Source organism: Luteibacter sp. P1_D3 (assembly GCF_056406135.1).
In genome coordinates, this window is sequence record NZ_JBFUAT010000001.1 from 19,453 (window position 1) to 44,043 (window position 24,591).

Genomic DNA, 24,591 nt, shown 5'->3' on the forward strand with positions numbered 1-24,591 from the left:
CGCGACCGCGTCGCACGGAGCGATACGCAGGAAGCGAGGCAGCGATCAACTTTCGTCGTCGACGAAGAGTACGCGACGGGTCATGCCGCAGGTGAGGTCGTAGGAGATCGTGCCTGCGGCGGCAGCGACCGTCTCCACAGGAAGGCCCTCGCCCCAAAGCGTCACCCGGTCGCCGGTGCGTGCCTCGGGGACACCACGCAGATCGATCGTGATCAGGTCCATCGAGACGCGGCCCACCAACGGGGCGGCACGGCCGTTGATCAGGACAGGCGTTCCCGGTGCGGCGCTCCGCGGATAGCCGTCGCCGTAGCCGATCGCCGCCACGCCGATGTTCATGTCCTCGGGGCATTCGTAGGTGCCGTTGTATCCGACGCGCTCACCCTTCACGAGGCGGTTGATTGCCACGAGGCGAGTAGCCAGCGTCATCGCAGGACGAAACCCGAAGTCCGCACCGCTGCGACCTTCGACCACCGAGAGCCCATAAAGCAGACCACCCGTGCGGACCCAGTCGCCACGCGCATCGGGCCAACCCAGTACCGCCGCGGAATTCGACAAGGCGCGCGGGCCCGCCAGGCCCGCCGTGCCCTCGCGGAAGCGAGCGATCTGCAAGGCGGTCTCGCGGCCTTCGAACTCCTCCGACGAAGCGAAGTGAGTCATCAGCCCCAGCTCGCGATCGATCGCCGGCATGGCCAGCAAGGCGGCGTGGACTTCGCGCGCGCGTACCGGATCGAAGCCCAGTCGATGCATGCCCGTATCGACCTTGATCCACACGCGCAACGGCCCGCGCAGTGGATCGGCCTTGGCCAACCAGGGCAACTGGGCGTCATGATGGATCAGCGCATCCAGGCGGAGGCGCTGCATTTCCGCGATGTCGGAGGGGGTGTCGGGGCCGGAGAGCACGACGATGCGCTGGCGGTGACCGGCGGCGCGAAGACGCAGGCCGTCGGCAATGGCCGCAACGGCGAAGGCTTCCGCCTCGCCATCGAGCGCGCGGGCCACACGTTCCAGACCATGCCCATAGGCGTCGGCCTTGACCACAGCCATGACTTTGGCGTCCCCCGCCAGGGCGCGGACGCGGGCGAGATTGTGGCGCAAGGCGCCCAGATGGACGGTGGCAACGGTGGTACGGCTCATGGCTGGGACGCGGCAACGCTCGTAGGACAGACCACTCAGTCTATCCGCATCCATCGGGCAGTCGTGTGGCGCGGTCATGGCCATGGCGGGCACCCGGTCGGTGCCCGCCATGGCCGGGGTGTTACTTGGACAACTCGATCAGGGTCGAGGAGACCCAGCCTTTGTTACCCAGTTCGTCCTGCACTTCCCACATCATGCCGTCCTTCGCGCCGGTGGGATAAAGCATCATGCCCGGGTCCAGCGTCCGCACGGCGGTGCCGGTGCCCTTCGAGTTCGCGAGCAGACGACCTGGCTTCGCCACCGTGACGGCCTGTTGGGCATTGCTCGCCGACGCGTTGCCGTTGAGACCGCCGAGCTGACCGACCAGGTCGCTATAGGCCTGCAGATAGGCCATGGTGATCAGCTGGCCCATCTCGGTGTTCGCGTAGCCACCCACGCCCGCACCGCCGACACCGGAGCTGCCGAACAGCGCGCCCGAGGCATTGATGCCCAGATCGGTCTTCTTGGACTGGCCCTGGGCCATGGCGACCTGTTCGCTCGAACGCACATCGGTGATCGTCAGCGTCACGTCGGCGGTCTTCGTCTTGAAGCTCACATTGCTGGCGATGCGACCGACCTTGCTGCCCATCAGGCCGCCGAGCATCCCACCGACGCCGCCACCGGCCGCATCGTCGTTCTTCGAAATCAGGTCGGGAACCATGACGTAGTCGGCGGCTTTGATCTGGCCCTTGCCGACGTTCGACTGGACGCGCAGCTCGCCGCTCGCCCCGAGCGCCCGCTCCTTCATCGCCTGGTCGAGACCAGCGCCACGGTCCACCAGCGTGAAGCAGTGGGACTTGCTCACGAACACCTTGATCAGCTTCGACGGCGCCGGCAACTGCTGCGCGGTCCACCAGCTCACGCCGCCCTCCGGCTCTTCCACGGCAAGCGTGCCCAGTGGCTTCGCGCAAGTCGGGATTTCGGTCATCTTCTCGTCGCGCAGCGTCTGGGCGCTCTTGATCTGCGCCTGGGCAGCCGGAAAGGCCATCGCCATCGTCATCAACGCTACTGCACCGGCCATGCGCCGGGTTCTCGTGCCTTCCATATCATCAAGCCCCTTAGTGATCCGTTGAGTCAGAACAACACCGCTCTTCCCGGACCGGGATGAAGAGCGTGCACTCGCCCACACGCGCACGACGAAGAGACGGGCCTTCGCGACGGACATGGGTGAAACCTGGATTCGCACAATGAAGACATCCCCTGTCAGAAAGCCGGTCGAGTCACGGCAGCGTGTCGCATCCCCTGATACGTCACTGGGGTGCCCTCTGCGAGCGCAACCCGTTCGTGCCAAATGGTAGCAAGGGTTGATGACACGATCCACCTTGCCCACGGACAGCAAAACGCCCGGCGCGACGGGGCGGGCCATCGCCCATTCCGTCGCGCCGGGCGCCCTCCCCCGCTTACTTCGCCAGATCGAAATGCTCGGACGACATCCAGCCGCGGTTGCCGTGCTCGTCGTCCACTTCCCAGATCGCGCCCACCTTGTCGCCGGTGGGGTACACCGTCATTCCGGGATCGAGCGAGCGAACCGCCTTGCCCTTCATGCTGGCAGCGGGGAACATGCGCGTGGCCACGCGCACCGTGCCGGACTGACGGGCATTCGCCGCCGACGCATTGCCGGGCATACCGCCCATTTCGCCCACTAGCTTCGTGTAGGCGTCCAGATAGGCCATGGTGATGACCTGACCGATCGTGGTGTTCGCGTAACCGCCGATACCGGCGCCGCCCAGACCCTGGCTACCGAAGAACGAACCACCGGCGCCCAGGCCGATGTCGTTCTTCTCGCCGTGTCCTTCGGTCATCGCGACCTGCTCGGACGAACGAACGTCAGTCACCGTAAGCACGACATCGGAGGTCTTCGAGCTGATGTTGATCGCGCCGACAAGCGCGCCGGCGCCACCGCCGATAAGGCCGCCCGCAAGCGCACTGAGCGAACTACCGCCTGCATTGGCGTTCGTCGAAACCAGATCGGGAACCATGACGTAGTCCGCCGCCTTGACCTGCCCCTTGCCGAGGTTGGCGCCACCGCGAAGCTCGCCACCCGCCGCCAGCGCGCGTTCGCGCACCGCGGCATTCATGCCCATGCCGCGGTCCAGCAGCGTGAAGCAGCCGGACTTGTTGACGAACACCTTGATGAGCTTCGTCGGTGACGGCAGTTGCTGCTGGGTCCACCAGTGCACGTCGCCCTCCGGCTCGATCACCGAGAGTGTGCCCAGCTTGCGCGCGCAATGCGGGATCGCGGCGACCTTGGCCACGTGCTCCTTCTGCGTGCGCGCAACGAGCGGATTCGTCGCGGTGCATGCCGACAACGAAACAGTGATGCCAAGCGCAAGCGACGCCAGCGCGGCGTGCCTGGGGGTGATTTTCATGGTCGGTCCTGTCCTGTGCCACTCGAAAGAGCGCACGATGCTATCGACAGGACCGAAGTCCGTATGCGGGGAATTGCCCTAAAAGGCCGTACGAATCTGGCAGTGCGAATCGTCAGAGTTGCCTATACTCCGCACAGCGACGTCGTCTGACAGCAGCGTTAAGGCAGCGGTGTCGCCATCGCGGAATCCACCGCGCGCTGCGCAAGCGGCGCCATCACCGCGTAGCCCTGCGCATTCGGATGCAGGCCATCGTCAGTCAGCGCCTTGGCAAGAGCAGCACTGGCGTCGGCCATGGCGGGATAGTAGTCCAGGAGCACCAGATGCTCGCGTGACGCGTAGTCGCGAATCCAACGATTCAAGGCGAGAATCTGGGCAGGGGGACGTCGCTTCGTCTGCATCGCATCGACACAATCGCTCACCGGCAGCAGCGTGGCGAGCACCACGCGTATGCCATTGACGCGCGCCAGCTCGGTCATCGAGGAGAGATTGTCTTCGGTCATCGCCAGCGTCGAAGCGCCAGTATTCCCCGAAATATCGTTTGTCCCGGCCAGGATCACGACGACACTCGGTTTCAGTGCGATGACATCCGCACGAAAGCGAACGAGCATCTGCGGCGTCGTCTGCCCGCTGATACCGCGATTGATATAACCCTTCCCCGGGAAGAACTCGCCCACCGATCGCCCCCAGAAGTCGGTGATCGAATCGCCGAAAAAGACGACACGCTTCTCGCCCGGCTTCGGCGACGGAAGGGCCGCGTTGTCCGCGGCGAATCGAGCGAGCAGCGGCCAGTCGTTGAGGCGCTGCTCGATGTCGGCACGCTGGTCGGGCGTTGGATGGTCGGGCAGCGAGATGCGGACCAACTCCGTCGCCGACATCGCCGAGCCGGTGAAGCACATCGCCGCGAGTAGCAGGGTCTTACGCATCATGCCTGTCCGCCGGTCAGGCCGTGCGACGACGACGAGAGGAAACGATCTGCGCCAGACCCGTGACGACACCGGCGGCTGTGAAAATCCAGCCAAGGGACCACGAAGGATACGAGTAAACCATGGACGCTCCCGTCACCACGAAGAGGACCGCCATGGCGGGCTGGATGAGCCGCTGAGAGCGATAGATGCCCTGGTTCCGCAAGGTCACCAGCTGAAGCTGGGCAATGTCCTCGGCCACGGGACGGCAGACCGCTGAGCACGCGAGGCCATTCGTCACGGGTATCGCGCAGGCCACGCACGCTCCTTTGAAGCAACACCGGCAAACGCCCACCGCTTCGGCATCGTGATGTACGAAACAACGCATGGTTCCATCCCCTGACGATACGATTACCCCGAGCGGGGATGCCAACACGCTTCTCCGGGCAAGCCATGGCCAGCCGGCACGCCATGCCGATGCCGGACAGGCCAGCGCCGATGATCAGGACATCGTAGTGGTCGGTGGTCATACGCGCCCCCGCGTGTGCGGGAACAGCGTACGCCTTTCAGCCGTGTCAGTCGAAGGTGCCTACGTAGGAATCGGGCGCCCAGTTCTCGAACTTGGTGTAGTGGCCGAGGAAGGCCAGTTTCACGGTGTCGGTCGGGCCGTTTCGCTGCTTGCCGATGATGATCTCGGCCAGGCCCTTATCCGGCGACTCCTTGTTGTAGTAGTCGTCGCGGTAGATGAACATGATCACGTCGGCATCCTGCTCGATAGCGCCGGATTCGCGAAGATCGGACATCATCGGACGCTTGTCGGCGCGCTGCTCGAGGGATCGGTTCAACTGCGACAGCGCGATCACCGGCACGTTGAGTTCCTTCGCCAGAGCCTTCAGGCCACGGGAAATCTCGGAGATTTCCGTCGCGCGGTTCTCGCTGTTGCCTGGCACCTGCATCAGCTGAAGGTAGTCGATCACGATCAGCCCGAGCCCATGCTCACGCTGCAGACGTCGCGAGCGCGAGCGCATTTCCACCGGCGACATCGCGGGCGTGTCGTCGATGAAGATCTTCGCGTCAGACAGCATGGTGATGGCCGAGGTGACACGCGGCCAGTCTTCTTCAGCGAGATCGCCGTTACGCAGGTGCTGCGCATGCACGCGGCCGAGCGAGGAAATCAGACGGAAGGCCAGCTGCGACGCCGACATTTCCATCGAGAACACCGCGACGGCCTTCTTGCCGCGCATGGCGGCGGCTTCGGCGAGGTTCAACGCAAACGCGGTCTTACCCATCGACGGGCGTGCCGCGACGATGATGAGATCCGACGGCTGCAACCCGGAGGTGAGTTCGTCCAGATCAGTAAAGCCGGTGGACAGCCCAGTGAGCTGTCCACGCTTTTCGTAGCGCTCGGTCAGCATGCGGAACGCTTCGCCGACCGCTTCACGCACGGAGACGATGTCTTTCTTGCCGCGCGCACCGGATTCCGCGATGCGGAACACGCGCTGCTCGGCCAGCTCCATCACTTCCTGGACGCTCTTGCCCTCGGGACGGAAGCCATCCTCGGTGATGGACGTGCCGGCGTCGATCAGCATGCGCAAGACGGACTTCTCGCGAACGATGTCGCCGTAGGCGCCGATGTTCGCCGCACTGGGCGTGGAGTTGGCTAACTCCATGAGATAGCTGGCGCCACCGACCATCTCGGCCAGGTCGTTGGCGACGAACCATTCGCCGAGCGTGATCGCGTCGCAGGGCATGCCCTTGTTGGCGAGCTCGTTGATGGCCCGCCAGATGAGACGATGGTCCTTGCGGTAGAAATCGTCGTCGGTGAGCTTGTCGGCCACCTTGTCCAGCGAATCGGGCGAGAGCATGAGGCCGCCCAGTACCGCCTGCTCCGCTTCGATCGAGTTCGGCGGAATGCGCAGCGAGTCGAACGGCGTCGGCTCGCGCCGACGCTTGCGGTCACCGCGCTCGCCGCGTTCACCGCGCTCGGGATTGAAGGACATGGAATACCTCGTGTTGCTGACGGCGCCCCTGGCCGGGACGGCCTGGCCGTGCGGCCATGATACGCGGGGATGTCTCACCCGTTGAGAGGATAAGTCTGTGGATAACCTGTGGGCGAAACGGGCCGGAACGAGCCCCCAAACGAAAACGGGCGCCTTTCGGCGCCCGCTTCCGAGGATCGCAGGGGGATCGGAGCTTACGCGCCGACCACCTTGACCTTGACCGTCTGCTGGATGTCGGCGTGGAGCACGACAACTGCGTCGTACTCACCAACGTTGCGGTACGGGCCTTCGGCCTGGATCACTTCGCTCTTGTCGACTTCCAGACCCTTGGCGGTCAGGGCTTCGGCAACGTCACGCGGCGTGACCGAGCCGAACAGCTTGCCTTCCGGCGAAGCGTTGACTTCGATCGTGATCTCGGCGCCGTCCAGCTTGGCGGCACGAGCCTCGGCACCGGCAAGATGCTCCTTGGCCTTCGCTTCGTACTCGGCACGGCGTGCTTCGAACGCTTCGAGATTGGCGGCGGTCGCGCGAGCGGCCTTGCCAGTCGGAAGGAGGAAGTTACGGCCGTAACCCGGCTTGACGCTGACCTTGTCGCCGAGGTCGCCGAGGTTCTTCACCTTCTGGAGGAGGATGAGTTCCATGGTATTTCCTTACTTTTCGTTAGCACGGAATGGGCCCCGTGCAGCCAGGACGGTTGTCCGAAATGCCTGACACCAGCGCCCTCACCGGTAACGGGAGGGCGCTAGGGGATCAGACGTCGTGGTTGTCGGTGTACGGCAGCAGCGAGAGGAAGCGAGCGCGCTTGATCGCGGTCGCCAGCTGGCGCTGGTAGCGTGCCTTCGTGCCCGTGATGCGGCTCGGGACGATCTTGCCGTTCTCGGTAACGTACTGACGGAGGGTGTTGAGATCCTTGTAATCGATCTCTTTGACGCCTTCGGCGGTGAAACGGCAGAACTTGCGGCGGCGGAAGAATTTAGACATGGCTGTGATCCCCGATTAGTCGTCGCTGTCGCGATCGTTGTCGTTGTCGCGACCGCCGCGGCGATCGTCGCCGTCGCCGTCGTCGTCACGGCGACGCGAACCCTTCTGCTCGTCCTTTTCCTTGCTCTTGAGGATGAAGGACGGCTCGAGGTCGGCTTCGTCGCGGCGAACCACGAGGTGGCGCAGGACGGCGTCGTTGAAGCGGAAGCCCGTCTCGAGCTCGTTCAGGGCGTTCTGCGAAACCTCGATGTTCAGCATCACGTAGTGAGCTTTGGCGAGGTTGGCAATCGGGTAAGCCAGCTGACGGCGGCCCCAGTCTTCGAGGCGGTGGATCTTGCCGTTGTCGCCTTCGATCAGCGCTTTGTAGCGCTCGATCATGGCGGGCACCTGTTCGCTCTGGTCCGGATGGACCAGGAACACGACTTCATAATGACGCATGGTGACTCCTTGTGGATGCACCCCTTGCGGGGATGGCAGCCTCCCGCAACGTGCGGTGAGGCAAGAAGACCCTCCTTTGGGGAGAGCCAGCCGCGCATTGTAAGGAGAGACGGGGGGTTATCGCAAGGGCCGACGCCCTGGTGGGCGGATCGCCAGGGGCTGCAGCTGTCGGCAGGAGCCGATTTATCGGCGATCAGCGCCTGGCTACACCGCTCCGTTGGCTTTTGCCGATGAATCGGCTCCTACAGTGGGCCGATGGGCCCACACACCGCCGCTACGCGACGGTGAAACTCTCGCCGCAGCCGCACTCGCCGGTGGCGTTGGGGTTGTGGAAGACGAAGGAGGCGTTGAGGCCCTGGCGCTGGAAGTCGATCAGGGTGCCTTCCACCAGGGGCAGGCTCTTGAGGTCGACAACGACGCGGATCCCGTCGATATCCATGACCTGGTCGTCCGAGGCGATGGCGCCAGCCAGGTCGACCACATAGCCGAAGCCCGAGCAGCCCATCCGCTTGACGGAAAAGCGCACGCCGGCGGCCTCAGGGGCCTTGGCCAGGAAGGCGCGCATGCGATCGGACGCGGCGGGAGTGATCTGAATGCTCATGAAGACGTTTTTTTACCGTGGTATATCGGGAGAACGCTGCCGTTCACGTGGCCCTTACATTATCATGCAGGGTCGCGTCCCATGCGCCCTCTTTAAAGTGCGGTGCCTTTTCTGGAGTTTCAATCGATGACGGTGGTAAGCGTCAAGCAGGCTCTCGCAGGCGGCACGACCGCGGCGGAACACGAAGTCACTGTACGCGGCTGGGTCCGCACCTTGCGTGAATCGAAGGGCGGCCTGTCCTTCGTGAACGTGAGCGACGGTTCCTGCTTTGCCCCCATCCAGGTCGTCGCCACGAGCGATCTCGCCAACTATGAGACCGACGTCAAGCGGCTCTCGGCCGGTGCGGGCATCATCGTCACGGGCAAGCTCGTCCCCTCCCAGGGCAAGGGTCAGGCCTATGAGATCCAGGCCACGAGGGTCGAGGTCACCGGTTTCGTCGAGAACCCGCTCACCTACCCGATCCAGCCCAAGCAGCATTCCATGGAGTTCCTGCGTGAGGTCGCGCATCTGCGCCCGCGCACCAACCTGTTCGGTGCCGTGACCCGCGTCCGCCACACCATGATGATGGCGATCCATCGCCTGCTCACCGAGCAGGGATTTTTCTGGATCAACACGCCGATCATCACCACCTCGGACGCCGAAGGCGCCGGTGACATGTTCCGCCTGTCCACGCTGGATCTCGCCAACCTGCCACGCGACGACAAGGGCGGTATCGACTGGCGCAAGGATTTCTTCGGCCGCGAGGCGTTCCTGACCGTGTCCGGCCAGCTCAACGTCGAGGCCTACGCCCTGTCGATGAGCAAGGTCTACACCTTCGGCCCGACCTTCCGCGCCGAAAACTCGAACACCACCCGCCATCTGGCCGAGTTCTGGATGGTCGAGCCTGAAATGGCCTTCGCCGACCTCAACGACAACGCGGATCTCGCCGAGCTCTTCCTCAAGGGCATCTTCAAGGCGGTGCTCGACGAATGCGGCGACGACATGGCGTTTTTCGCCGAGCGCGTTCAGCCGGACGCGATCTCGCGCCTGGAAGCCTTCATCGCCAAGCCGTTCGAGCGCATCCAATACACAGAGGCGGTCGAGATCCTGCAGAAGTCCGGCAAGACATTCGAGCACCCGGTGGCCTGGGGCATCGACCTGCAGACCGAGCACGAGCGCTACCTCGCAGAGGAACATATCGGCCGCCCCGTGGTCGTCATGAACTACCCGGAAGAGATCAAGGCCTTCTACATGCGCCTCAACGACGATGGGAAGACCGTGGCGGCAATGGACGTCCTTGCCCCGGGCATCGGCGAGATCATCGGCGGCGCCCAGCGCGAAGAGCGCCTGGACTATCTCGACCGTCGCATGGATCAGTTCGGCCTCGATAAGGACGTCTACAACTGGTATCGCGACCTGCGCCGCTACGGCACCGTGCCGCATGCCGGTTTCGGCCTTGGCTTCGAGCGCCTCCTCGTCTACGTGTGCGGCCTCGCGAATATCCGCGACGCCATCCCTTATCCCCGCGCGGCAGGGAGTGCCGAGTTCTAAGAACCACGACCCTTATGCCCTCTTCCCCCGTACGTTCCCTGCTCCTCGCCGCCGCGCTGCTCACGCTCGCGGCCTGCCACACGATGAAAGCCATCGTGCCGCCGAACTTCCGCCCGCCGGAGAATCCGTCGAACACGGTGGACCTCGCGCGCAAGGCACTCGACAACGCCACGCCCTGCTGCGGCAGCTTCGCCGACCTGTCCTACCAGGACATGCTGCCCTGGCAGCCGCAGCGCTTCTCGCTGGACAAGGACAGCCCGGTCGCCAACCTCAACGGTGACCGCAGCTACTTCCTGGCCTTCCGCCTGCCCGCCGGCGCGCAGATGCCGTACACCGTCGCGATGAAGGCCGAACTCAATGGCCGCTGGCTGAGCTCGAGCTATCTCTTCGCGCCCACGGTGGTGCTGCTCGACGACGCCTTCCAGCCCCTGCACGCCGAAGACATCCAGCTGTGCGAGTACATGGGCTGGACCAACGAAACGACGGGTGCCTTCGGCAAGTTCAAGGTCGAGGACGACAAGGCGCGGTACATGGTCGTGTATTCGTCGTCCAAGCAGCAGAAGAGCCAGACCTACTGGGAACAATCGCCCAGCAACTTCTCGGCAGAGGCGCCGGTGAAGATGGCCGCTGCAGGCAGCTTCAAGATTCCACATGGCCCGGATGGTGTGCTGTTCGTCGGCATGCAGAACGACACGTACAAGAAGGCGATCGGCAATGCCGTCTGCGACAAGGCCCAGCCGGGTAACGGCGTGATTTCCACGATCCGCCAGGTGGTCACCACCGACATCCTGGGCGACGGCAAAGACAAGAAAGAGCTGTCCAAGAAAGAAAACGGCAGCTGAGCGAGCATGCAGACCGCAGTCCTTCTCTATCTCCTCTTGCTGCTCGGTGCGGTGGCGGCCTTCGTCTTCCACTTCATCGCCCAGTGGCGGTTCACGTCCCTGCTGCGCCAGCGGTATCCCGACCAGTGGACGACCATCACCGAGGCCGACACCGGCCGGCCCAATGGCATGGCCAACTGGCTGCGCATGCGCCGCGTGCTGCGCTCCGATGCACCGGCCCTGTTCAACGACGACGACCTCAATCGCTGGCAGCGCTGGTGGCGCCGTGCGCCCTGGTTCGCATGGCCGTGCTGGTTCGCCGCGATGGCGCTACAGTGGTGGGCGATGAGACAGGCCTGACAGGCCGCCACCCAACCAGGGAGCACGCATGGATCTTCGCCTCACCGGTCGTCACGCGCTGGTCTGCGGCGCCTCCCAGGGCATCGGCCGGGCCACCGCCTTCGAGCTGGCCGAACTGGGTGCCAGCGTCACCCTGCTCTCCCGCTCCGCCGATGCACTGGTCGCGCTGGCTGCCGAACTGCCGTCGACCCACCCCGGACAGAAGCACCGTCACGTGGCCGTCGACATGCTCGACACCGACGCCCTGGCCGCCGCGATCGCCGAAGTGGTGAAGCTCAACGCAGTGCACGTGTTGATCAACAACAGTGGCGGACCCCCGCCCGGCCCGGCCTCGCAAGCCGAGCCCGATGCCTTCCTGGTCGCTTTCCGCCAGCACCTGATCGCGGCACAGGTGATCACCCGCGCCTGCCTTCCCGGCATGCGCGAGGCGCGCTACGGGCGCATCGTCAATGTCATTTCCACGTCGGTGAAAGAGCCGATCCCCAATCTCGGCGTCTCCAATACCGTGCGCGCCGCCGTCGCCGGCTGGGCGAAGACACTGTCGGCGGAAGTCGCGCCCGACGGCATCACGGTCAACAACGTGCTGCCGGGCTATACACGCACGCCGCGCCTGGAAGCCCTGGTCGAAGCCAGCGTCAAGGCCGGCCGCGGCCGCGACGAAGTCGAAAGAGGCCTGCTCGCGAGCGTTCCCGCGGCCCGCTTCGGTGACCCGGCGGAAATCGCCGCCGTGATCGCCTTCCTCGCCAGCCCAGCCGCCGGCTACGTCAACGGGGTGAGCCTCACCGTCGATGGCGGTCGCACGCGCAGTCTCAACTGAGGCGCGCCATGCTGATCCTCGCCAACCTCATCGATGGCCAATCGCGCGCGCCGCGCGGCAGCCGCTACCTGGACAGCGTCGATCCGGCCGTCGGCAGGCCGTTTGCGCAGTGCCCCGATTCCGATGCGACCGACGTGGCCGAAGCGGTCGCCGCAGCCTCCCGGGCCGCACCCGGCTGGGCGCAGACCCCGGCCGAGGCGCGCGGTCGCTGCCTGCAGCGTCTGGCCGACCTGATCGAAGCCCGTCTGGAGGCCTTCGCCGAGGCAGAATCGCAAGACAGCGGCAAGCCACTCACCCTCGCCCGCTCGCTCGACATCCCGCGCGCCATCGCCAACCTGCGTTTCTTCGCTGCCGCGGCCGGTCAGTGGAGCGGCGAGTCCCACGCCATGGAACAGGGCGCGATTAACTACACGCTGCGCCTGCCGCTCGGCGTCGTCGGCTGCATCAGTCCGTGGAACCTGCCGCTGTACCTGTTCACCTGGAAGATTGCGCCCGCGCTCGCTGCGGGTAACGCCGTGGTGGCCAAGCCGTCCGAGGTCACCCCATATACCGCGTGGCTGCTCGGCACGCTGGTCGCCGAGGCAGGCTTTCCGCCCGGCGTATTCAACATCGTGCATGGCACCGGTCCCGCCGTCGGCGAAGCCATTGTTACCCACGATGCCGTCAAGGCCATCTCGTTCACCGGCAGCACGCGCACCGGTATCGCCATTGCCAGCGCCGCGGCACCCCGGCTGAAGAAAGTCTCGCTGGAACTCGGCGGCAAGAATCCCGCGATCGTCTTCGACGATTTCGATTTTTCCGAAGCGGCCCTGGCGACGATCGTGCGCTCGGGCTTCGCCAACCAGGGCGAAATCTGCCTGTGCGGCTCCCGCCTCCTCGTCCAGCGCGGCATCTACGAGCGCTTTCGCGAAACCTACCTCGAACGCGTTCGCAAGCTGCGGGTCGGCGATCCTCTCGACGACAACAGCCAACTCGGCGCGTTGGTATCGGAGGCCCATTTCGACAAGGTCACTGCGTGCATCGCACGCGCCGTCGACGAAGGCGGCACGCTGCTGACAGGAGGCGAACGCGTCCTTGTCGACGGTCGCTGTGCCGACGGCTGGTTCGTCCAGCCGACGGTGATCGAGGGGCTCTCGAACGAGGCAGCGACGAACCAGGAAGAAATCTTCGGGCCAGTCGTCACCCTGATTCCCTTCGACACCGAGGCGGAGGCACTGGCCATCGCCAATGGCACGCCGTACGGGCTGGCCGCGTCCGTATGGACGCGCGATGTGTCACGCGCACACCGCTTCTCGGCCAGGCTCGACTTCGGCATCGTCTGGGTCAACTGCTGGATGCTGCGTGACTTGCGCACGCCGTTCGGTGGCAGCAAGCAATCGGGCATCGGCCGCGAAGGCGGCACCGAGGCCATGCGTTTCTTTACCGAGGCCAGGAATGTCTGCATCGACCATGGGCAATGACGTCATCCGCGCCGAGGGCGCACCAGCGCCGGTAGGCGCTTACCCGCACGCGCGACGCGTGGGCGACCTGCTGTTCCTCTCCGGCGTGGGTCCACGCGTACCGTCGACGAACGCGGTACCGGGGAATGTCGTCGATGCAGACGGCACGTTGGTTTCCTATGACATCGAAGCGCAGTGCAGGCAGGTGTTCGCGAACGTGCGGGCCGTGCTCGAAGCCAGTGGTGCGCGCTTCGAGGATCTCGTCGACGTGACGGTGTACCTCACGGATATGACGCGCGATTTCACGACGTACAACCGGCTTTATGCCGAGGCGTTCGCCGGTGTAGATGCGTGTCGCACGACACTGGGCATTACCGCGCTACCGACGCCGATCGCGATCGAACTGAAGTGCATCGCATCGCTGCCTCGGTAGGAGCCGATTCATCGGCGATCGGGTGCTCGCCGAAACCTGGCCCGCTGCCGCGGGATCGCCGATAAATCGGCTCCTACCGGGTTAGGGCGTCAGCGCCCTGGCAGCCTCGAGGCAAACCCGAAGCATGTCCCCGATCACCATCTGCACCTGCGCGGCCTTCTTCGGCAGGTACTCGAACGAGTCCTCGTCCATGTAGTTCAGCTGGGCGAGTTCGAGCTGGATGGCATCCACGCCTTCGGCCGGGCGGCCGTAGTGACGCGTGATGTACCCACCCTTGAAGCGTCCGTTCACGGCAAACGAATAGTCCTTCTGGCGCTCGAGCACAGCCGCCACGCGCGCCTGCAGATCGGGTGAGCAGCTGGCACCGTCGGCCGTGCCCAGGTTGAGATCCGGCAGGCGGCCTTCGAACAGCATCGGCACTTCGCTGCGGATCGAGTGACCCTCCCACAACACCACGCGACCGAATTCGGCCTTGAGGCGTGCCAGTTCGTCCGCCAGGGCCTGGTGGTACGGCTTCCACCAGCGCTCGACGCGGTCAGCGATGTCCGCGGCATCCGGCTCGGCGCCGGGGCGGTAAATCTCGCGGCCATCGAACAGCACCGTGGGAACCAGGCCCGTTTCATTCTTGCCGGGATAGAGCAGGTGCCCGTCCGACGGGCGGTTCAGATCGACCACGAAGCGAGAGGCGAAGGGCTTGATCACGCTGGCCCCCATGTCACGCGCGAAGTCGTAGAGCTCGGCGACATGCCAGTCCGTGTCCACCGAGCCCCGCGCCCGACGCTTCATGCGGGCGGCCATGTCATCGGGGATAGCGCTGCCGTTATGCGGCAGGCTGACCAGGAGCGGCGCGGTGCCGCGATGAAGGGTGTAAGGAATCATGGGGAGAGTGTAGCGCTCATCCGGGGACGCGATCGCCCATCAGGACCATCTCTTCGGCCGATGTCGGATGGACAGCCAGGGTATCGTCGAAGTCCGATTTACAGGCGCCCATCTTGATCGCCACGGCAAAGCCCTGGAGGATCTCGTCGACACCCGGGCCGAGCATCTGCATGCCGACGATCCGCGACTCCTTGCCCACGCAGATCAGCTTGAAGCGCGTAGTGATAGGCCGTCGGGCCAGCGCCAGCTGCATGGGCACGAACGACTGCTTGTACAGGTGCACCTCGGCCCCGTAGGCCTCACGGGCTTCCTGTTCCGACATCCCGATCGTCCCCAGCGGCGGGTGCGAGAAGACGACACTGGGAATGTTCTGGTAATCGAGCTTCGCCTCCGGCTTGCCGCCGAACAGGCGGTCGACCAGCTTGCGCGCCGCCGCCACGGCCACGGGGGTCAGAGCCATTCGCTCGGTCACGTCACCAACGGCGTAGACGCCTTCCACATTCGTGTTCTGCCAGTCGTCGATCGCGATATGACCGTCCGTTCCGGTGGTGGCCAGCCCGATGGTCCCGATATCCAGCGACGCCGTGTTCGCCTCGCGGCCAATGGCGACGATGAGGGCATCGAACGGACCGGGGTGATCGCCACGGTCGCAGTCCAGGAGAATCACGCCCTCCGCCTCGTGCGCGGCGACGATCTGGCACTCGTAGTGGATGCGGATCCCGTGCTGCTCCATTTCCTCGCCCAGGCCATACGCCATCTCTTCATCGAACCCGCCCATCAAGCGCCCGCGCACGTACATGTGCACGTCGCAGCCCAGCGCGCGGAGCACGCCGGCCAGTTCGACCGCGATGTAGCCGCCGCCGATGATCGCCGCGCGCTTCGGGCAGGCCCGCAGGTCGAAAAAGCCGTCGGAATCCATGGCCAGGTGAAACCCGGGCTTGGCGAGGTGCTTCGCTTTCGATCCCGTCGAAATGATGATGTGCGGCGCCGTCAGTTCGCGCTCGCCGGCGCGGACACGTCCCTTGTCGACGAACCGGCCGGTTTCGCGCACGACGGTGACATGGCCCTTGTCGAGAGCCTGCTGGTATTTACCGTGGATGCGCTCGATGTATTCGTCGCGGCGTTCGATGAAGCGCGGCCAGTCGAGACTGCCGGGCGTATCGTGAAAGCCGTAGTCCATCGCGATGTACTGCGCTTCGGCCATCTGCGCGGCATACCACATGGCTTTCTTCGGAACGCAGCCGACGTTGACGCAGGTGCCACCGAGTTCGCCGGGCTCGATCAGCGCGACCTTCACACCGTGCTTCGCGGCGCGAATCGCAGCGGCGAGGCCGCCGGAACCACCACCGATCACGATGAGGTCGAAGGCTTCCACGGTCATGTGTCGCTCCATCAAGTTCAATACGCCACCGTAGCAAAATCCGGCTCCTGGTAGGAGGCGATTCATCGGCGATTGGGTGCTTGCGAGTGACTGGCCCGCTGCCGCGGGATCGCCGATGAATCGGCTCCTGCCAAAGCCCGGAAAAGCGCGTCAGAGGCCGAAACGCGCCGGAGAAAATGGTGTGGGATCCAGCACCGGCGCGGGGCCGGCCAGCAGGTTCGCGACCAGTTCACCGGTGGCGGCCGACATGCTGATGCCGAGCATGCCGTGGGCCGTGGCGTAGGTGAGGTTCGACCACCGCGTGCTCGGCCCGATGATGGGTAACTCGTCCACGCTCATCGGGCGCCAGCCCCACCAGGGCACCATCTCGCCGCGACCTTCGGGTTCGTGCAGATACGTTGCCGACCCGCGACGAAGCGCGTCGAGCCGGATCGGATTGAGCCCTTCGGCGAAGCCGGAAAACTCCATGGTGCTGCCGAGCCGGAAGCCCGACACCCATGGCGTCACGCAGACGGCGGCTTCGCGTAACACGAGCGAATGCGTCGGCACGCGCGTGGGCGGCTGGTCCCACGTCAGCGAGTAACCCTTGCCCGGTTGCATCGGCAGACGGATGTCCAGCAACTTGCCGACCAGGGGCGACCACGCGCCAAGCGCCATGACCACGCGATCCCCGCTGAACACGCCGCCCGTGGTGCGAACGTGCGAGATGCGTTCGCCGTCGAAAACAAACTCATCCACGCGCGCACCGGTTTCGATCGCGCCGCCGAGCTCGCGGACGCGTCGCGACAGCTCGGCCACATAACGGTCCGGCCGCAGCCGCGCGTCACCTGGATGCAGGAGGCCACCGACCACGCCATCGCGCAGCGCGGGCTCGAGCGCGAGGACGTCGTCGCCCTTCAATACGCGAACGTCCATGCCCAACCGACGCAGCAGTTCGACGTGCGGGCGATCGCCCTGCAGCGTCCGGCCGTCGCGATAGACGTACAGCTCACCGACTTCCTCGAATTCACACGCCATGCCCTCATCGGCGATGAGCTCGCCAAGCAAGGCGCGCGAGCGGTTGAGAATCGCGCCCCGCGCCTCGCCGGCGTAGTGGTAATCGCGCCAGGTGCAGTGACGGGCGAAGTCGAGCATCCAGCGCGCCCGGGCGGGATCCGGGCGAGGGTTGACGTAAAGGGGTGCATCACGGCGCAACAGCGAGCGAAGCGCCGTGCCGACCATGCCCGGCATGGTCAGCGGGCCGGCGTGACTGGGAGTGATCGTGCCGCAGTTGCCATGGGAGGCGCCGTTACCGGGCAGGCCCTGCTCCAGCACCCGCACGCTCGCCCCGGCCTTGAGCAGGTAAAGCGCGCAGGCCAGGCCGATCACACCTCCGCCCATGATCAGTACGTCGCTTCGGGATCTATCCATCGACGAAGTTTAACGGCCGACTGCGACCGGGTGGCCTGTCCGCCAGATGAATTCGTGCTCTTTGCGAGGTGTTCCACGCAACCTATTGATTTGATAACCTCGACGCGCCGCTCCAGCAGGGGGAAACGCCCGATGTTCGCCGTTGTTCCAGCCCGTTCGCTCCACCCCGCCCGCTTGCTCGGTCCGCTCCTGCTCGCCTCGGCGCTCAGCCTGCTGGTCGCCTGCGGCAGCGCGCCGCCCAAGCGATCCTCATCCCAGCAACGCAATCCGGCCTCCGCCGTGCCGCTGGCCAAGAATCTTTCGTGGTCCAACCGTCCGGCCGAGGCACCGCCCGCCGACGCGGCCAACGACGTCCTGTTCCGCGCCATCGGCCTGGTCGGCACGCCTTACCGCTGGGGCGGAAACACGCCGCAAGGCGGCTTCGACTGCAGCGGCCTGATCAACTACATCTACCTGACCTCGACCGGCGTACGCCTGCCGCGCACCTCTGGCGAAATGGCCGCGCTGGACAAGCCCAAGGTCGACGAATCGCAGCTGGCCAGCGGTGACCTCGTGTTCTTCGGCCGCGGACACGTGACCCACGTCGGCGTCTACGTCGGCAAAGGCCGGTTCGTGCACGCGCCCAATTCCGGCGGTACGGTACGTCTCGACGACCTCGATGGCGCGTACTGGAAGCAGAACTTCGTCTACGGTCGCCGTGTCCTAAACTGAACCGTTGGCAACGAGCACCCCTATCCCCCGCGATTTAGATTGTGTGCGATTTAATTGCGTGCTTAACTATCTCTCGTGGCCCGGCACCGCCGACGCCCTCCCCCATCACGAACGCCAAGGACATTGATCATGAGCAACCTCTCGAACCTCAAAGAAGTCCTCTACACCGCCCACGCCAAGGTCGCCGGTGGCCGCGAAGGTCACGTCGAAAGCGATGACGGCCTGATCAAGCTCGACCTGCGCCTGCCGAAGGAAATGGGCGGCAACGGCGGCGGCAGCAACCCCGAGCAGCTCTTCGCCGCCGGTTACGCCGCCTGCTTCGAAGGTGCCGTCCGCTTTGTCGCCGGCCAGCAGAAGGTCAAGGTTGACGGCGCCTCGGTCGCCAGCTCGGTCGGCATCGGTCCGCGCAACGACTCCGGCTTCGGCATCAAGGTGAAGCTCGAAGTCACCCTGCCGGGTGTCGAAGACGCCACCGCCCTGGAGATCGTCAAGACCGCCCACGAGAAGGTCTGCCCGTACTCGCACGCCACCCGCGGTAACGTCGATGTCGATATTTCGGTGAACGGCAAGACGGTCGCGTAACCCGGTTCTTCAACCACCCGGTTCGACGAAACGGCGCCTTCGGGCGCCGTTTTCGTTGCATGGCAGGACTTTCGGCACGCGGCAGTGCCGTCCAACGGGCGCACCTTCGCATGGCCGGACCACCATCGCGAGGGGATCGCCATGACAGCGCTCGACAGGCAGGCTCGCCTTGCCGGACTCCTGTACCTGCTGATCTGCCTGGTCGGCCCGCTCCGCCTCATCTACATCCCCACCACGCTTTTCGCCACCGGTCATCCGGCCGAGACCGCCGCCAACATCGCGGCGCACGAAACCCTGTTTCGCTGGGGCATGGCTGGTGACCTGTTCATCGGGACCGTGCTGATTTTCGTCGTGCTTGCGCTCTACCGCTTGTTCAAACCCACCGGTCCTACGCTGGCCTTCCTGGTGGTCATCCTCGGGGGCCTGCTTCCGTCGGCCATCTATTTCATCAACATTGCCAACGATGCCGTGGCGCTCGTCCTGGTCAAAGGCGCGCCCTTCCTCGATGCCTTCACCCAATCCCAGCGCGAATCGCTCGCCATGCTCTTCCTGCGTATGCATCGGGAAGTCATCACCGCGGCGGAAACCTTGTGGGGCCTGTGGCTCATCCCTCTGGCCTTGCTGGTCTGGCAGTGTGGCTTCCTTCCACGCATGCTGGCCGTCTGGCTGGTCCTGAACGGGCTCGCGTACATCGCCCAGAGCGTCGTGGGCTTCGTCATGCCGCAACTCTCGGACAGCCTCGACGGGATCTGTTTTCCGCTCCAGCTAGGCGAGATCGCCTTCATGCTCTGGCTGGTCGCTTTCGGCGCACGGCGCCACGTCCTGATGGGGAGACCCAACGCGTGACCGCGCTCGAAGACATCCGGGTACCGCTACGCGTCAAGCTGGCCGGCATCTGGGCATCGCTGATGGCCTGCTACATCTACGGGGATTTCTTCGGCCTGTTCGCGCCCGGACGGCTGCAGGACATGATCGCCGGCAACTTTGGGCCCCTGGGACCCACGACACCGGGCATCCTGGTGGGGGTAAGCCTGATGATGGCGGTGCCCGCCCTGATGATCTTCGGCTCCCTGGCCCTTCCGGCGGCCATCTGCCGCTGGACGAACATCGTCTTCGGCGTGGTCTACACGGTCATCATGCTGCTGACGATGCCCGGCGCCCCGGCGTTTTACGTGACGCTGGGCGTTGTGGAGGTCTTGCTCACGGCGGCGGCGGTGGTCTACGCGTGGCGTTGGCCGAAAAGCATGTAAATTCGGCAATCGTTGCCAATTAACCCTCCGCGGCCTTCCCATCCGGGCGGCGGGACCACATGATGCGGCATGACGCCAGCCCGCCGGATGCGGCGCTGAGCACTATCATTGACGTGTGAGGAATCGCCGGGGAGCGAGCAGCATGCAAGGAGCGACCAGGGAGCGTGTGCCGTTGGGACAAGTCCTTGCAGTGGCTGCGGCTTACGCCGCCTGCTACGAGGTGGCCCGCTATTTTTCGTATTCCCACTGGATTCTCACGGCGGGACTTCGCCTGGCCTGCCTGCTCCTGGTGCCCTACCGCTTCTGGCCCGCCCTCATTCTGGGCGAGTCGGTGCCGGTCATGCAGAACGCCCTGCTTCACGGCGAGGATTTCGGCTGGGCATGGGCTTCCGTCTCCGCCATTCCGTTTATCCCGCTGTGCATGCCCTTCGTCAAAGCCATCCGGGAGAGGATGCCGCTCTACGACGCCAACGGGCAGCTCAACGCCAATACGATCCTTTACGCCACGCTGGTCTGCGCCCTGGTCACCGCGGTGCGTACCGACGCGGCCGTCTTCGCCGCGCTGATCGTGAACCCGGACGGCTGGGAAGCCTGGCGTGCCGAAGGCTTGATCGACTTCCTGGCCTACGTGCTCGGCGCCTACCTGGGCGCGCTCAGTCTGGCGCCGATCCTCCTGGCGGTCAGCGAATGGTTCCGTGAAAGCCTGTCCTGGAAGCGCCTCCTCGCCAGCAGGCTGACCCGCGACGTCGCCCTGGGTGCCTTGCCGCTTTTCATTCTCTTTGCGGCCACTGCATCGGTGTCGACCGGCCTGACCCTCGACGTGCTTCGCCTGGCGATCGCCGCACCGGTGATCGCCCTCACCGCACGGCACGGGTGGACGGGCACGGCGATCGGCGGACTGCTCGCCAGCGTCGCCCTCGCCACGACCTCCGCGACTCTGCTCGACCCGGCAATGATCCGCGCGCAGGTCATCGTTGCGCTGGTCATCTCCGGCAGCCTGATCGTCGGCATCAGGAAGTCCTCCACCGCCGTGGATCGACACGTAGCGCACCCGACGATCCATCCCTGATCGCAAGAAACTAGCGACGCGACCCGACGTCACGAAGGGTCGCGCCGCTCAGCGGAATTACGCACCGCCGACGCTGCACTCGCGCGGATTGGTGCACTTCACGGCAACCATCTGCAGCGCGCCGTCCGACGGCCGTGCTGCCTGTGCCGTGGCGCTGTGGTCCTGCATCGAGCGATGCGTGACGGAAGGTGCGTCGGTCGAGAAGGCGGAGGCGGCGGCGAACGACACGACGACGAGCGAAACGATGCGCAGGGAGAGGTTCATGAGAGTGTCCTTGGTCTGATGGGATAGGCCTGCGTGGATACGCAGGCATCGCGATGATCGCACCCAGCAGAGTGAAGGACGGGCTGATACGGCAAGGCTGGCAAGCCTTTGCCGAATATGTACATTTCCGGTGCGCAGGCAAAAAAAAAGGCACCCGAAGGTGCCTTTCTCGTTGCGCCGGGCTAGCCGATCAGTGAGCGGCGTCGCCGTTCGGATGCGCGTGGCCGTGCTCGATTTCTTCCGGCGTGGCATCGCGGACGTTCTGCACGTCGACATTGAAGGTCAGGGTCTTGCCGGCCATCGGGTGGTTGAGGTCGACGTCCACCACGCTGGAACCGATCTTCTGTACGACGACGACGCGGTTGCCGCCTTCCTTCAGCGACAGGACGGTCGAGGTGCCGACCTTCAGGCCCTTGCCCTGCTGCGGGAAATACTTCTTGGGCACGCGCTGCGTGAGGCCATCCTGGCGCGGGCCGTAGCCCTGCTCCGGCTCGATCGTCACGTCGAAGGTGTCGCCGACGGATTTGCCTTCCAGGCCGGCTTCCAGGCCCGGGATCAGCTGGCCGTGACCGAGCAGGATCCAGAGCGGCTCGCCACCCTCCACCGAGCTTTCGACCTGCTCACCGTTGACGGTGAGGGTGTAGTGGAACGAGATGACCTTGTCCTTGCCAGCCTGCATGATCGTTTTCTACCGGATGAAAACCGGGCATTTTACCGGCCGCCGGGCCCGGCGTCACGCCGCATCGCGCTTCTTTCCGAAACCGACGCCGCGGGCCTCCGGCCCCAGCCAGGTGAGCAAGGCCAGCAGGACGGCGACCGCCGCGATCCAGGTCGACATGGCGAAGGCGAAATCGCCGCCGCGCTGGGCGGCGATCCAGGTTTGCGCCGTGGCTGTGATCGCCGCCAGCAGGTTACCCATCTGGTAGGCGAACCCCGGCAAGGTGCCGCGCACCGCGTCCGGCGACAGTTCGTTCAGGTGGGTCGGCACGACGCCCCAGGCGCCCTGCACCATCACCTGGATGAGGAAGGCGCCCAGGCCGAGGAAAAGCAGCGAGCCGCCGTACGCCCACAACGGGATCACGGGGATCGCCAGCAAGGCGGCGATGATGATCGCCTTGCGCCGGCCGATCCGCTCCGACAGCGAGCCGAAGGTGAGGCCACCGAAGAGCGCACCGAGGTTGAGCAGCGCCGTAAGCATGAAGGCGGTACCCGAGCCTGCCGGGATCTTCAGCGTCTCCTGCACGAAGGTGGGGTACATGTCCTGCGAGCCGTGGCTGAACATGTTGAAGGCCGCCATCAGCAACATCATGTAGATGAACCGCTTCCAGTTGCCGCGCATCGACACGAACACGCTCTCGCGGGCCTCGGTGCGACGCCCTTCCCAGACCGGCGATTCCGGCACCTTGCGACGGATGTAGAGGACCAGCAGGGCGGGAGCGGCGCCGACGATGAACAGGCCCCGCCAGCCGATATGGTCGACCAGCAGCCAGTTGGCCAACGCGGCGAGGAAGAAGCCGCAGGGATAGCCGCTTTGCAGCAGACCGGAGACGAAACCGCGCGATGTCGCGGGGATGGACTCCATCGCCAGCGAGGCACCGATACCCCACTCGCCACCCATCGCGATGCCGAAAAGAAAACGCAGGCCGAGCAGGATGCCGAGGCTCGGCGCGAACGCGCACGCGACCTCAAGCACCGAGAACAGCACGATGTCGAACATCAGAACGGGACGGCGCCCGTAGCGATCCGCCAGCCGTCCGAAGATGAGCGCACCGATCGGTCGCGCGGCCAGGGTCAGGAACAGACCGTAGGTGACCTCCTGCTTGGAGACGTTGAATTCCTTCGCCACGGCGAGGATGACGAAGGTGAGCAGGAAGTAGTCGAACGCGTCGAGGGTCCAGCCAAGAAAGCTGGCGATGACGGTATGCCGCTGGGTCGAATCGAGTTCACGCAGCGCGGCGGGAAGCGGCATCAGATATTCCTCAACGCGGATTCAGGCGGCGCCGACGGTAGCACAGCGCGCGGAAATCCAACGCCCGCTTGACGGCAGGCCCACAACCCGTGGATACACTGGGGGGGCGTCGTCCCACGACGGACGCCCAACCACGACAGACGGAGGACTCATGAAGTTTTCGTACTCGCTCGCTTCGTTCGCTTTGATTGCCGGCCTCGGTATCGGCACCGCCCTCGCGCAGGATGCCGCTGCGTCGAGCGACGCGCCCGCGTTCTCGGATCTCTCCAAAGACGGCAAGTTCATCACCCGCAAGGACATTCCGGCGGATAACGAGCGTCTGAAGCAGCTCCGTATGCATATCGGCGATAACGACACGGACCACAACGGGAAGATCGACGAGAAGGAGTACAACGCGTACCTCTCGAAGGACAACCCGCTCAACAAGAAGTAATTCCGAATCGGCCGGGCACGAGGGATGTGCCCGGCTCTTTCCAGGACGGAAACGACCCTCATGACCCCCGACACCAGCACCCGGCGACGCATCGCCTCGCGGTTCAGTCGCCGCCGCGACCGGATCTACATCCACGGCAAGCTCGCCACCGACCCCGTCTACGCCGCCACCGCGACCGCCATTGCCGGACGGCGCCTGCCGCTGCTGGATATCGGCTGTGGCCTGGGCCTCCTCGGGCACTACCTTCACGCCTGCGACGCGCTGGACGGCTACCTCGGCCTCGACCACGACCCCGAGAAGATCGCCACGGGCCGGGCCGCGGCGGACCGCGCGGGACTGGGTGCCAGCATCGCCCTTAGCGAGGTCGACGCCACGACGCCCCAGGCGATGCGCGGGCACGTGGCCCTGCTGGACGTCCTCCATTACCTGCCAGAGGACCGCCAGGCGGAGCTGCTGGCGTACGCCGTGGATCACCTCGCGGACGATGGCGTGCTGATCCTGCGCAATGTGATCCGGGACGGCACCTGGCGCTATCGGGCCACGGTGTGGGAGGAAAAATTCATCGAGGCAGTGGGCTGGATCCCTGGCGGGGCGCAGTATTTTCCGACCGAGGACGATATTCGCGGGGTGCTCGAGCCCCGGGGTATCCGGGTGGATTTCAGGCCCTTGTTCGGGCGGACGCCGTATAACAGCTATCTGATGGTGGCTTCGCGGCGGGGGTGAGGCCTTGAAGAGCATCGCCGATGAATCGGCTCCTACCTGTCTGCACAGGCCCTGGT

At 65.1% G+C, this 24,591-nt stretch carries 29 protein-coding genes; 13 read left to right on the forward strand and 16 right to left on the reverse strand.

Features of this window, described 5'->3' with window-relative positions; all coding sequences use genetic code 11:
• Window positions 1-45: 45 nt before the first annotated feature.
• The 10 genes from alr to AC1DYM_RS00155 form a co-directional block, all read right to left on the reverse strand.
• Window positions 46-1,134 carry an alanine racemase gene (gene alr / locus AC1DYM_RS00110; protein ID WP_477334797.1) on the reverse strand — a complete coding sequence of 363 codons (1,089 nt, stop codon included), beginning with the start codon at window positions 1,132-1,134 and terminating at the stop codon, window positions 46-48.
• A gap of 121 nt (window positions 1,135-1,255) precedes the next feature.
• The gene (locus AC1DYM_RS00115; protein WP_477335452.1) at window positions 1,256-2,173 is read right to left on the reverse strand and encodes a CsgG/HfaB family protein; all 918 of its coding nucleotides are present in this window, start codon (window positions 2,171-2,173) and stop codon (window positions 1,256-1,258) included.
• 400 nt (window positions 2,174-2,573) lie between these two features.
• Window positions 2,574-3,542, reverse strand: coding sequence for a CsgG/HfaB family protein (locus AC1DYM_RS00120; protein WP_477334799.1), 969 nt, complete (start codon window positions 3,540-3,542; stop codon window positions 2,574-2,576).
• A gap of 158 nt (window positions 3,543-3,700) precedes the next feature.
• Entirely contained in the window at window positions 3,701-4,465 is a 765-nt protein-coding gene (locus tag AC1DYM_RS00125) for an SGNH/GDSL hydrolase family protein (protein WP_477335454.1), read from the reverse strand.
• A gap of 16 nt (window positions 4,466-4,481) precedes the next feature.
• Window positions 4,482-4,763 carry a hypothetical protein gene (locus AC1DYM_RS00130; RefSeq protein WP_477334801.1) on the reverse strand — a complete coding sequence of 94 codons (282 nt, stop codon included), beginning with the start codon at window positions 4,761-4,763 and terminating at the stop codon, window positions 4,482-4,484.
• A 256-nt stretch (window positions 4,764-5,019) separates the two neighbouring features.
• Window positions 5,020-6,444: a replicative DNA helicase gene (locus AC1DYM_RS00135; protein WP_477334803.1), complete on the reverse strand. Its 1,425-nt coding sequence runs from the start codon at window positions 6,442-6,444 to the stop codon at window positions 5,020-5,022.
• A 194-nt stretch (window positions 6,445-6,638) separates the two neighbouring features.
• The gene (gene rplI, locus AC1DYM_RS00140; protein WP_477334805.1) at window positions 6,639-7,085 is read right to left on the reverse strand and encodes a 50S ribosomal protein L9; all 447 of its coding nucleotides are present in this window, start codon (window positions 7,083-7,085) and stop codon (window positions 6,639-6,641) included.
• Window positions 7,086-7,194: 109 nt separating this feature from the next.
• Window positions 7,195-7,425 carry a 30S ribosomal protein S18 gene (gene rpsR / locus AC1DYM_RS00145; RefSeq protein WP_029214018.1) on the reverse strand — a complete coding sequence of 77 codons (231 nt, stop codon included), beginning with the start codon at window positions 7,423-7,425 and terminating at the stop codon, window positions 7,195-7,197.
• A 15-nt stretch (window positions 7,426-7,440) separates the two neighbouring features.
• On the reverse strand, window positions 7,441-7,863 hold the full coding sequence (rpsF, locus tag AC1DYM_RS00150; RefSeq protein ID WP_325467759.1) for a 30S ribosomal protein S6: 423 nt from the start codon (window positions 7,861-7,863) through the stop codon (window positions 7,441-7,443).
• Between the two features lie 274 nt (window positions 7,864-8,137).
• Window positions 8,138-8,464 (reverse strand): HesB/IscA family protein, encoded by a 327-nt coding sequence (locus AC1DYM_RS00155; protein WP_477334810.1) that lies wholly within the window; start codon window positions 8,462-8,464, stop codon window positions 8,138-8,140.
• A 126-nt stretch (window positions 8,465-8,590) separates the two neighbouring features.
• On the opposite strand from AC1DYM_RS00155, the gene asnS reads away from it, so the two are divergent.
• The 6 genes from asnS to AC1DYM_RS00185 are packed head-to-tail and all read left to right on the forward strand — an operon-like array spanning window position 8,591 to window position 13,864.
• A complete protein-coding gene (gene asnS, locus AC1DYM_RS00160) occupies window positions 8,591-9,994 on the forward strand; it encodes an asparagine--tRNA ligase (protein ID WP_477334812.1) in 1,404 nt (467 codons plus the stop codon).
• A 14-nt stretch (window positions 9,995-10,008) separates the two neighbouring features.
• Window positions 10,009-10,836: a MalM family protein gene (locus tag AC1DYM_RS00165; protein WP_477334814.1), complete on the forward strand. Its 828-nt coding sequence runs from the start codon at window positions 10,009-10,011 to the stop codon at window positions 10,834-10,836.
• Between the two features lie 6 nt (window positions 10,837-10,842).
• On the forward strand, window positions 10,843-11,175 hold the full coding sequence (locus AC1DYM_RS00170) for a hypothetical protein (protein ID WP_477334816.1): 333 nt from the start codon (window positions 10,843-10,845) through the stop codon (window positions 11,173-11,175).
• A gap of 28 nt (window positions 11,176-11,203) precedes the next feature.
• Window positions 11,204-11,992 carry an SDR family oxidoreductase gene (locus AC1DYM_RS00175; protein WP_477334818.1) on the forward strand — a complete coding sequence of 263 codons (789 nt, stop codon included), beginning with the start codon at window positions 11,204-11,206 and terminating at the stop codon, window positions 11,990-11,992.
• A gap of 8 nt (window positions 11,993-12,000) precedes the next feature.
• Complete coding sequence (locus AC1DYM_RS00180; protein WP_477334820.1) at window positions 12,001-13,452, forward strand: aldehyde dehydrogenase; 1,452 nt, start codon at window positions 12,001-12,003, stop codon at window positions 13,450-13,452.
• A complete protein-coding gene (locus AC1DYM_RS00185; RefSeq protein ID WP_477335456.1) occupies window positions 13,442-13,864 on the forward strand; it encodes a RidA family protein in 423 nt (140 codons plus the stop codon). Before AC1DYM_RS00180 ends, AC1DYM_RS00185 begins: the two co-directional genes overlap by 11 nt.
• An 81-nt stretch (window positions 13,865-13,945) precedes the next feature.
• On the opposite strand, the gene hutG is transcribed toward AC1DYM_RS00185, so the two are convergent.
• From hutG to AC1DYM_RS00200, 3 genes are all read right to left on the reverse strand, one after another.
• Window positions 13,946-14,743 carry an N-formylglutamate deformylase gene (gene hutG, locus AC1DYM_RS00190; RefSeq protein WP_477334822.1) on the reverse strand — a complete coding sequence of 266 codons (798 nt, stop codon included), beginning with the start codon at window positions 14,741-14,743 and terminating at the stop codon, window positions 13,946-13,948.
• A 16-nt stretch (window positions 14,744-14,759) separates the two neighbouring features.
• Window positions 14,760-16,124, reverse strand: a complete 1,365-nt coding sequence (gene gorA / locus AC1DYM_RS00195) for a glutathione-disulfide reductase (protein WP_477334824.1) — start codon at window positions 16,122-16,124, stop codon at window positions 14,760-14,762.
• Between the two features lie 150 nt (window positions 16,125-16,274).
• Window positions 16,275-17,534, reverse strand: a complete 1,260-nt coding sequence (locus tag AC1DYM_RS00200; protein WP_477334826.1) for an NAD(P)/FAD-dependent oxidoreductase — start codon at window positions 17,532-17,534, stop codon at window positions 16,275-16,277.
• Between the two features lie 132 nt (window positions 17,535-17,666).
• Between AC1DYM_RS00200 and AC1DYM_RS00205 the strand changes: the two genes are divergently transcribed.
• The 5 genes from AC1DYM_RS00205 (at window position 17,667) to AC1DYM_RS00225 (ending at window position 21,146) form a co-directional block, all read left to right on the forward strand.
• On the forward strand, window positions 17,667-18,245 hold the full coding sequence (locus AC1DYM_RS00205) for a C40 family peptidase (protein WP_477334828.1): 579 nt from the start codon (window positions 17,667-17,669) through the stop codon (window positions 18,243-18,245).
• 129 nt (window positions 18,246-18,374) lie between these two features.
• Complete coding sequence (locus AC1DYM_RS00210) at window positions 18,375-18,827, forward strand: organic hydroperoxide resistance protein (RefSeq protein ID WP_477334830.1); 453 nt, start codon at window positions 18,375-18,377, stop codon at window positions 18,825-18,827.
• 141 nt (window positions 18,828-18,968) lie between these two features.
• A complete protein-coding gene (locus tag AC1DYM_RS00215) occupies window positions 18,969-19,673 on the forward strand; it encodes a DUF4386 domain-containing protein (protein ID WP_477334832.1) in 705 nt (234 codons plus the stop codon).
• Complete coding sequence (locus tag AC1DYM_RS00220; protein WP_477334834.1) at window positions 19,670-20,077, forward strand: DUF6326 family protein; 408 nt, start codon at window positions 19,670-19,672, stop codon at window positions 20,075-20,077. The genes AC1DYM_RS00215 and AC1DYM_RS00220 overlap by 4 nt, the downstream gene beginning before the upstream one ends.
• A 142-nt stretch (window positions 20,078-20,219) precedes the next feature.
• A complete protein-coding gene (locus tag AC1DYM_RS00225) occupies window positions 20,220-21,146 on the forward strand; it encodes an MASE1 domain-containing protein (protein ID WP_477334836.1) in 927 nt (308 codons plus the stop codon).
• 57 nt (window positions 21,147-21,203) lie between these two features.
• Here the strand turns inward: AC1DYM_RS00225 and AC1DYM_RS00230 are convergent, their stop codons facing one another.
• The 3 genes from AC1DYM_RS00230 to AC1DYM_RS00240 all read right to left on the reverse strand — a co-directional run bounded on the left by AC1DYM_RS00230 (window position 21,204) and on the right by AC1DYM_RS00240 (window position 23,379).
• A complete protein-coding gene (locus tag AC1DYM_RS00230) occupies window positions 21,204-21,410 on the reverse strand; it encodes a hypothetical protein (RefSeq protein WP_477334838.1) in 207 nt (68 codons plus the stop codon).
• Window positions 21,411-21,600: 190 nt separating this feature from the next.
• Window positions 21,601-22,089: an FKBP-type peptidyl-prolyl cis-trans isomerase gene (locus AC1DYM_RS00235; RefSeq protein ID WP_046978475.1), complete on the reverse strand. Its 489-nt coding sequence runs from the start codon at window positions 22,087-22,089 to the stop codon at window positions 21,601-21,603.
• Between the two features lie 54 nt (window positions 22,090-22,143).
• Complete coding sequence (locus tag AC1DYM_RS00240) at window positions 22,144-23,379, reverse strand: MFS transporter (protein ID WP_477334840.1); 1,236 nt, start codon at window positions 23,377-23,379, stop codon at window positions 22,144-22,146.
• Between the two features lie 151 nt (window positions 23,380-23,530).
• Between AC1DYM_RS00240 and AC1DYM_RS00245 the strand changes: the two genes are divergently transcribed.
• The gene (locus tag AC1DYM_RS00245; RefSeq protein ID WP_477334842.1) at window positions 23,531-23,812 is read left to right on the forward strand and encodes a hypothetical protein; all 282 of its coding nucleotides are present in this window, start codon (window positions 23,531-23,533) and stop codon (window positions 23,810-23,812) included.
• Between the two features lie 60 nt (window positions 23,813-23,872).
• Window positions 23,873-24,535 carry a class I SAM-dependent methyltransferase gene (locus AC1DYM_RS00250; protein ID WP_477334844.1) on the forward strand — a complete coding sequence of 221 codons (663 nt, stop codon included), beginning with the start codon at window positions 23,873-23,875 and terminating at the stop codon, window positions 24,533-24,535.
• Window positions 24,536-24,591 lie beyond the last annotated feature (56 nt).

What these genes read in the sequence shown, in the direction of transcription:
- AC1DYM_RS00120 (WP_477334799.1), bottom strand. Translation starts at nt 3,542, where the DNA reads ATGAAAATCACCCCCAGGCACGCCGCGCTGGCGTCGCTTGCGCTTGGC.
- rpsR (WP_029214018.1), bottom strand. Translation starts at nt 7,425, where the DNA reads ATGTCTAAATTCTTCCGCCGCCGCAAGTTCTGCCGTTTCACCGCCGAA.
- AC1DYM_RS00185 (WP_477335456.1), top strand. Translation starts at nt 13,442, where the DNA reads ATGGGCAATGACGTCATCCGCGCCGAGGGCGCACCAGCGCCGGTAGGC.
- AC1DYM_RS00215 (WP_477334832.1), top strand. Translation starts at nt 18,969, where the DNA reads ATGACAGCGCTCGACAGGCAGGCTCGCCTTGCCGGACTCCTGTACCTG.
- AC1DYM_RS00135 (WP_477334803.1), bottom strand. Translation starts at nt 6,444, where the DNA reads ATGTCCTTCAATCCCGAGCGCGGTGAACGCGGCGAGCGCGGTGACCGC.
- AC1DYM_RS00155 (WP_477334810.1), bottom strand. Translation starts at nt 8,464, where the DNA reads ATGAGCATTCAGATCACTCCCGCCGCGTCCGATCGCATGCGCGCCTTC.
- AC1DYM_RS00225 (WP_477334836.1), top strand. Translation starts at nt 20,220, where the DNA reads ATGCAAGGAGCGACCAGGGAGCGTGTGCCGTTGGGACAAGTCCTTGCA.
- AC1DYM_RS00170 (WP_477334816.1), top strand. Translation starts at nt 10,843, where the DNA reads ATGCAGACCGCAGTCCTTCTCTATCTCCTCTTGCTGCTCGGTGCGGTG.
- AC1DYM_RS00235 (WP_046978475.1), bottom strand. Translation starts at nt 22,089, where the DNA reads ATGCAGGCTGGCAAGGACAAGGTCATCTCGTTCCACTACACCCTCACC.
- asnS (WP_477334812.1), top strand. Translation starts at nt 8,591, where the DNA reads ATGACGGTGGTAAGCGTCAAGCAGGCTCTCGCAGGCGGCACGACCGCG.
- AC1DYM_RS00245 (WP_477334842.1), top strand. Translation starts at nt 23,531, where the DNA reads ATGAAGTTTTCGTACTCGCTCGCTTCGTTCGCTTTGATTGCCGGCCTC.
- hutG (WP_477334822.1), bottom strand. Translation starts at nt 14,743, where the DNA reads ATGATTCCTTACACCCTTCATCGCGGCACCGCGCCGCTCCTGGTCAGC.
- AC1DYM_RS00165 (WP_477334814.1), top strand. Translation starts at nt 10,009, where the DNA reads ATGCCCTCTTCCCCCGTACGTTCCCTGCTCCTCGCCGCCGCGCTGCTC.
- AC1DYM_RS00125 (WP_477335454.1), bottom strand. Translation starts at nt 4,465, where the DNA reads ATGCGTAAGACCCTGCTACTCGCGGCGATGTGCTTCACCGGCTCGGCG.
- AC1DYM_RS00210 (WP_477334830.1), top strand. Translation starts at nt 18,375, where the DNA reads ATGAGCAACCTCTCGAACCTCAAAGAAGTCCTCTACACCGCCCACGCC.
- AC1DYM_RS00205 (WP_477334828.1), top strand. Translation starts at nt 17,667, where the DNA reads ATGTTCGCCGTTGTTCCAGCCCGTTCGCTCCACCCCGCCCGCTTGCTC.
- rplI (WP_477334805.1), bottom strand. Translation starts at nt 7,085, where the DNA reads ATGGAACTCATCCTCCTCCAGAAGGTGAAGAACCTCGGCGACCTCGGC.
- AC1DYM_RS00240 (WP_477334840.1), bottom strand. Translation starts at nt 23,379, where the DNA reads ATGCCGCTTCCCGCCGCGCTGCGTGAACTCGATTCGACCCAGCGGCAT.
- gorA (WP_477334824.1), bottom strand. Translation starts at nt 16,124, where the DNA reads ATGACCGTGGAAGCCTTCGACCTCATCGTGATCGGTGGTGGTTCCGGC.
- AC1DYM_RS00230 (WP_477334838.1), bottom strand. Translation starts at nt 21,410, where the DNA reads ATGAACCTCTCCCTGCGCATCGTTTCGCTCGTCGTCGTGTCGTTCGCC.
- AC1DYM_RS00250 (WP_477334844.1), top strand. Translation starts at nt 23,873, where the DNA reads ATGACCCCCGACACCAGCACCCGGCGACGCATCGCCTCGCGGTTCAGT.
- alr (WP_477334797.1), bottom strand. Translation starts at nt 1,134, where the DNA reads ATGAGCCGTACCACCGTTGCCACCGTCCATCTGGGCGCCTTGCGCCAC.
- AC1DYM_RS00200 (WP_477334826.1), bottom strand. Translation starts at nt 17,534, where the DNA reads ATGGATAGATCCCGAAGCGACGTACTGATCATGGGCGGAGGTGTGATC.
- AC1DYM_RS00180 (WP_477334820.1), top strand. Translation starts at nt 12,001, where the DNA reads ATGCTGATCCTCGCCAACCTCATCGATGGCCAATCGCGCGCGCCGCGC.
- AC1DYM_RS00115 (WP_477335452.1), bottom strand. Translation starts at nt 2,173, where the DNA reads ATGACGATGGCGATGGCCTTTCCGGCTGCCCAGGCGCAGATCAAGAGC.
- AC1DYM_RS00175 (WP_477334818.1), top strand. Translation starts at nt 11,204, where the DNA reads ATGGATCTTCGCCTCACCGGTCGTCACGCGCTGGTCTGCGGCGCCTCC.
- rpsF (WP_325467759.1), bottom strand. Translation starts at nt 7,863, where the DNA reads ATGCGTCATTATGAAGTCGTGTTCCTGGTCCATCCGGACCAGAGCGAA.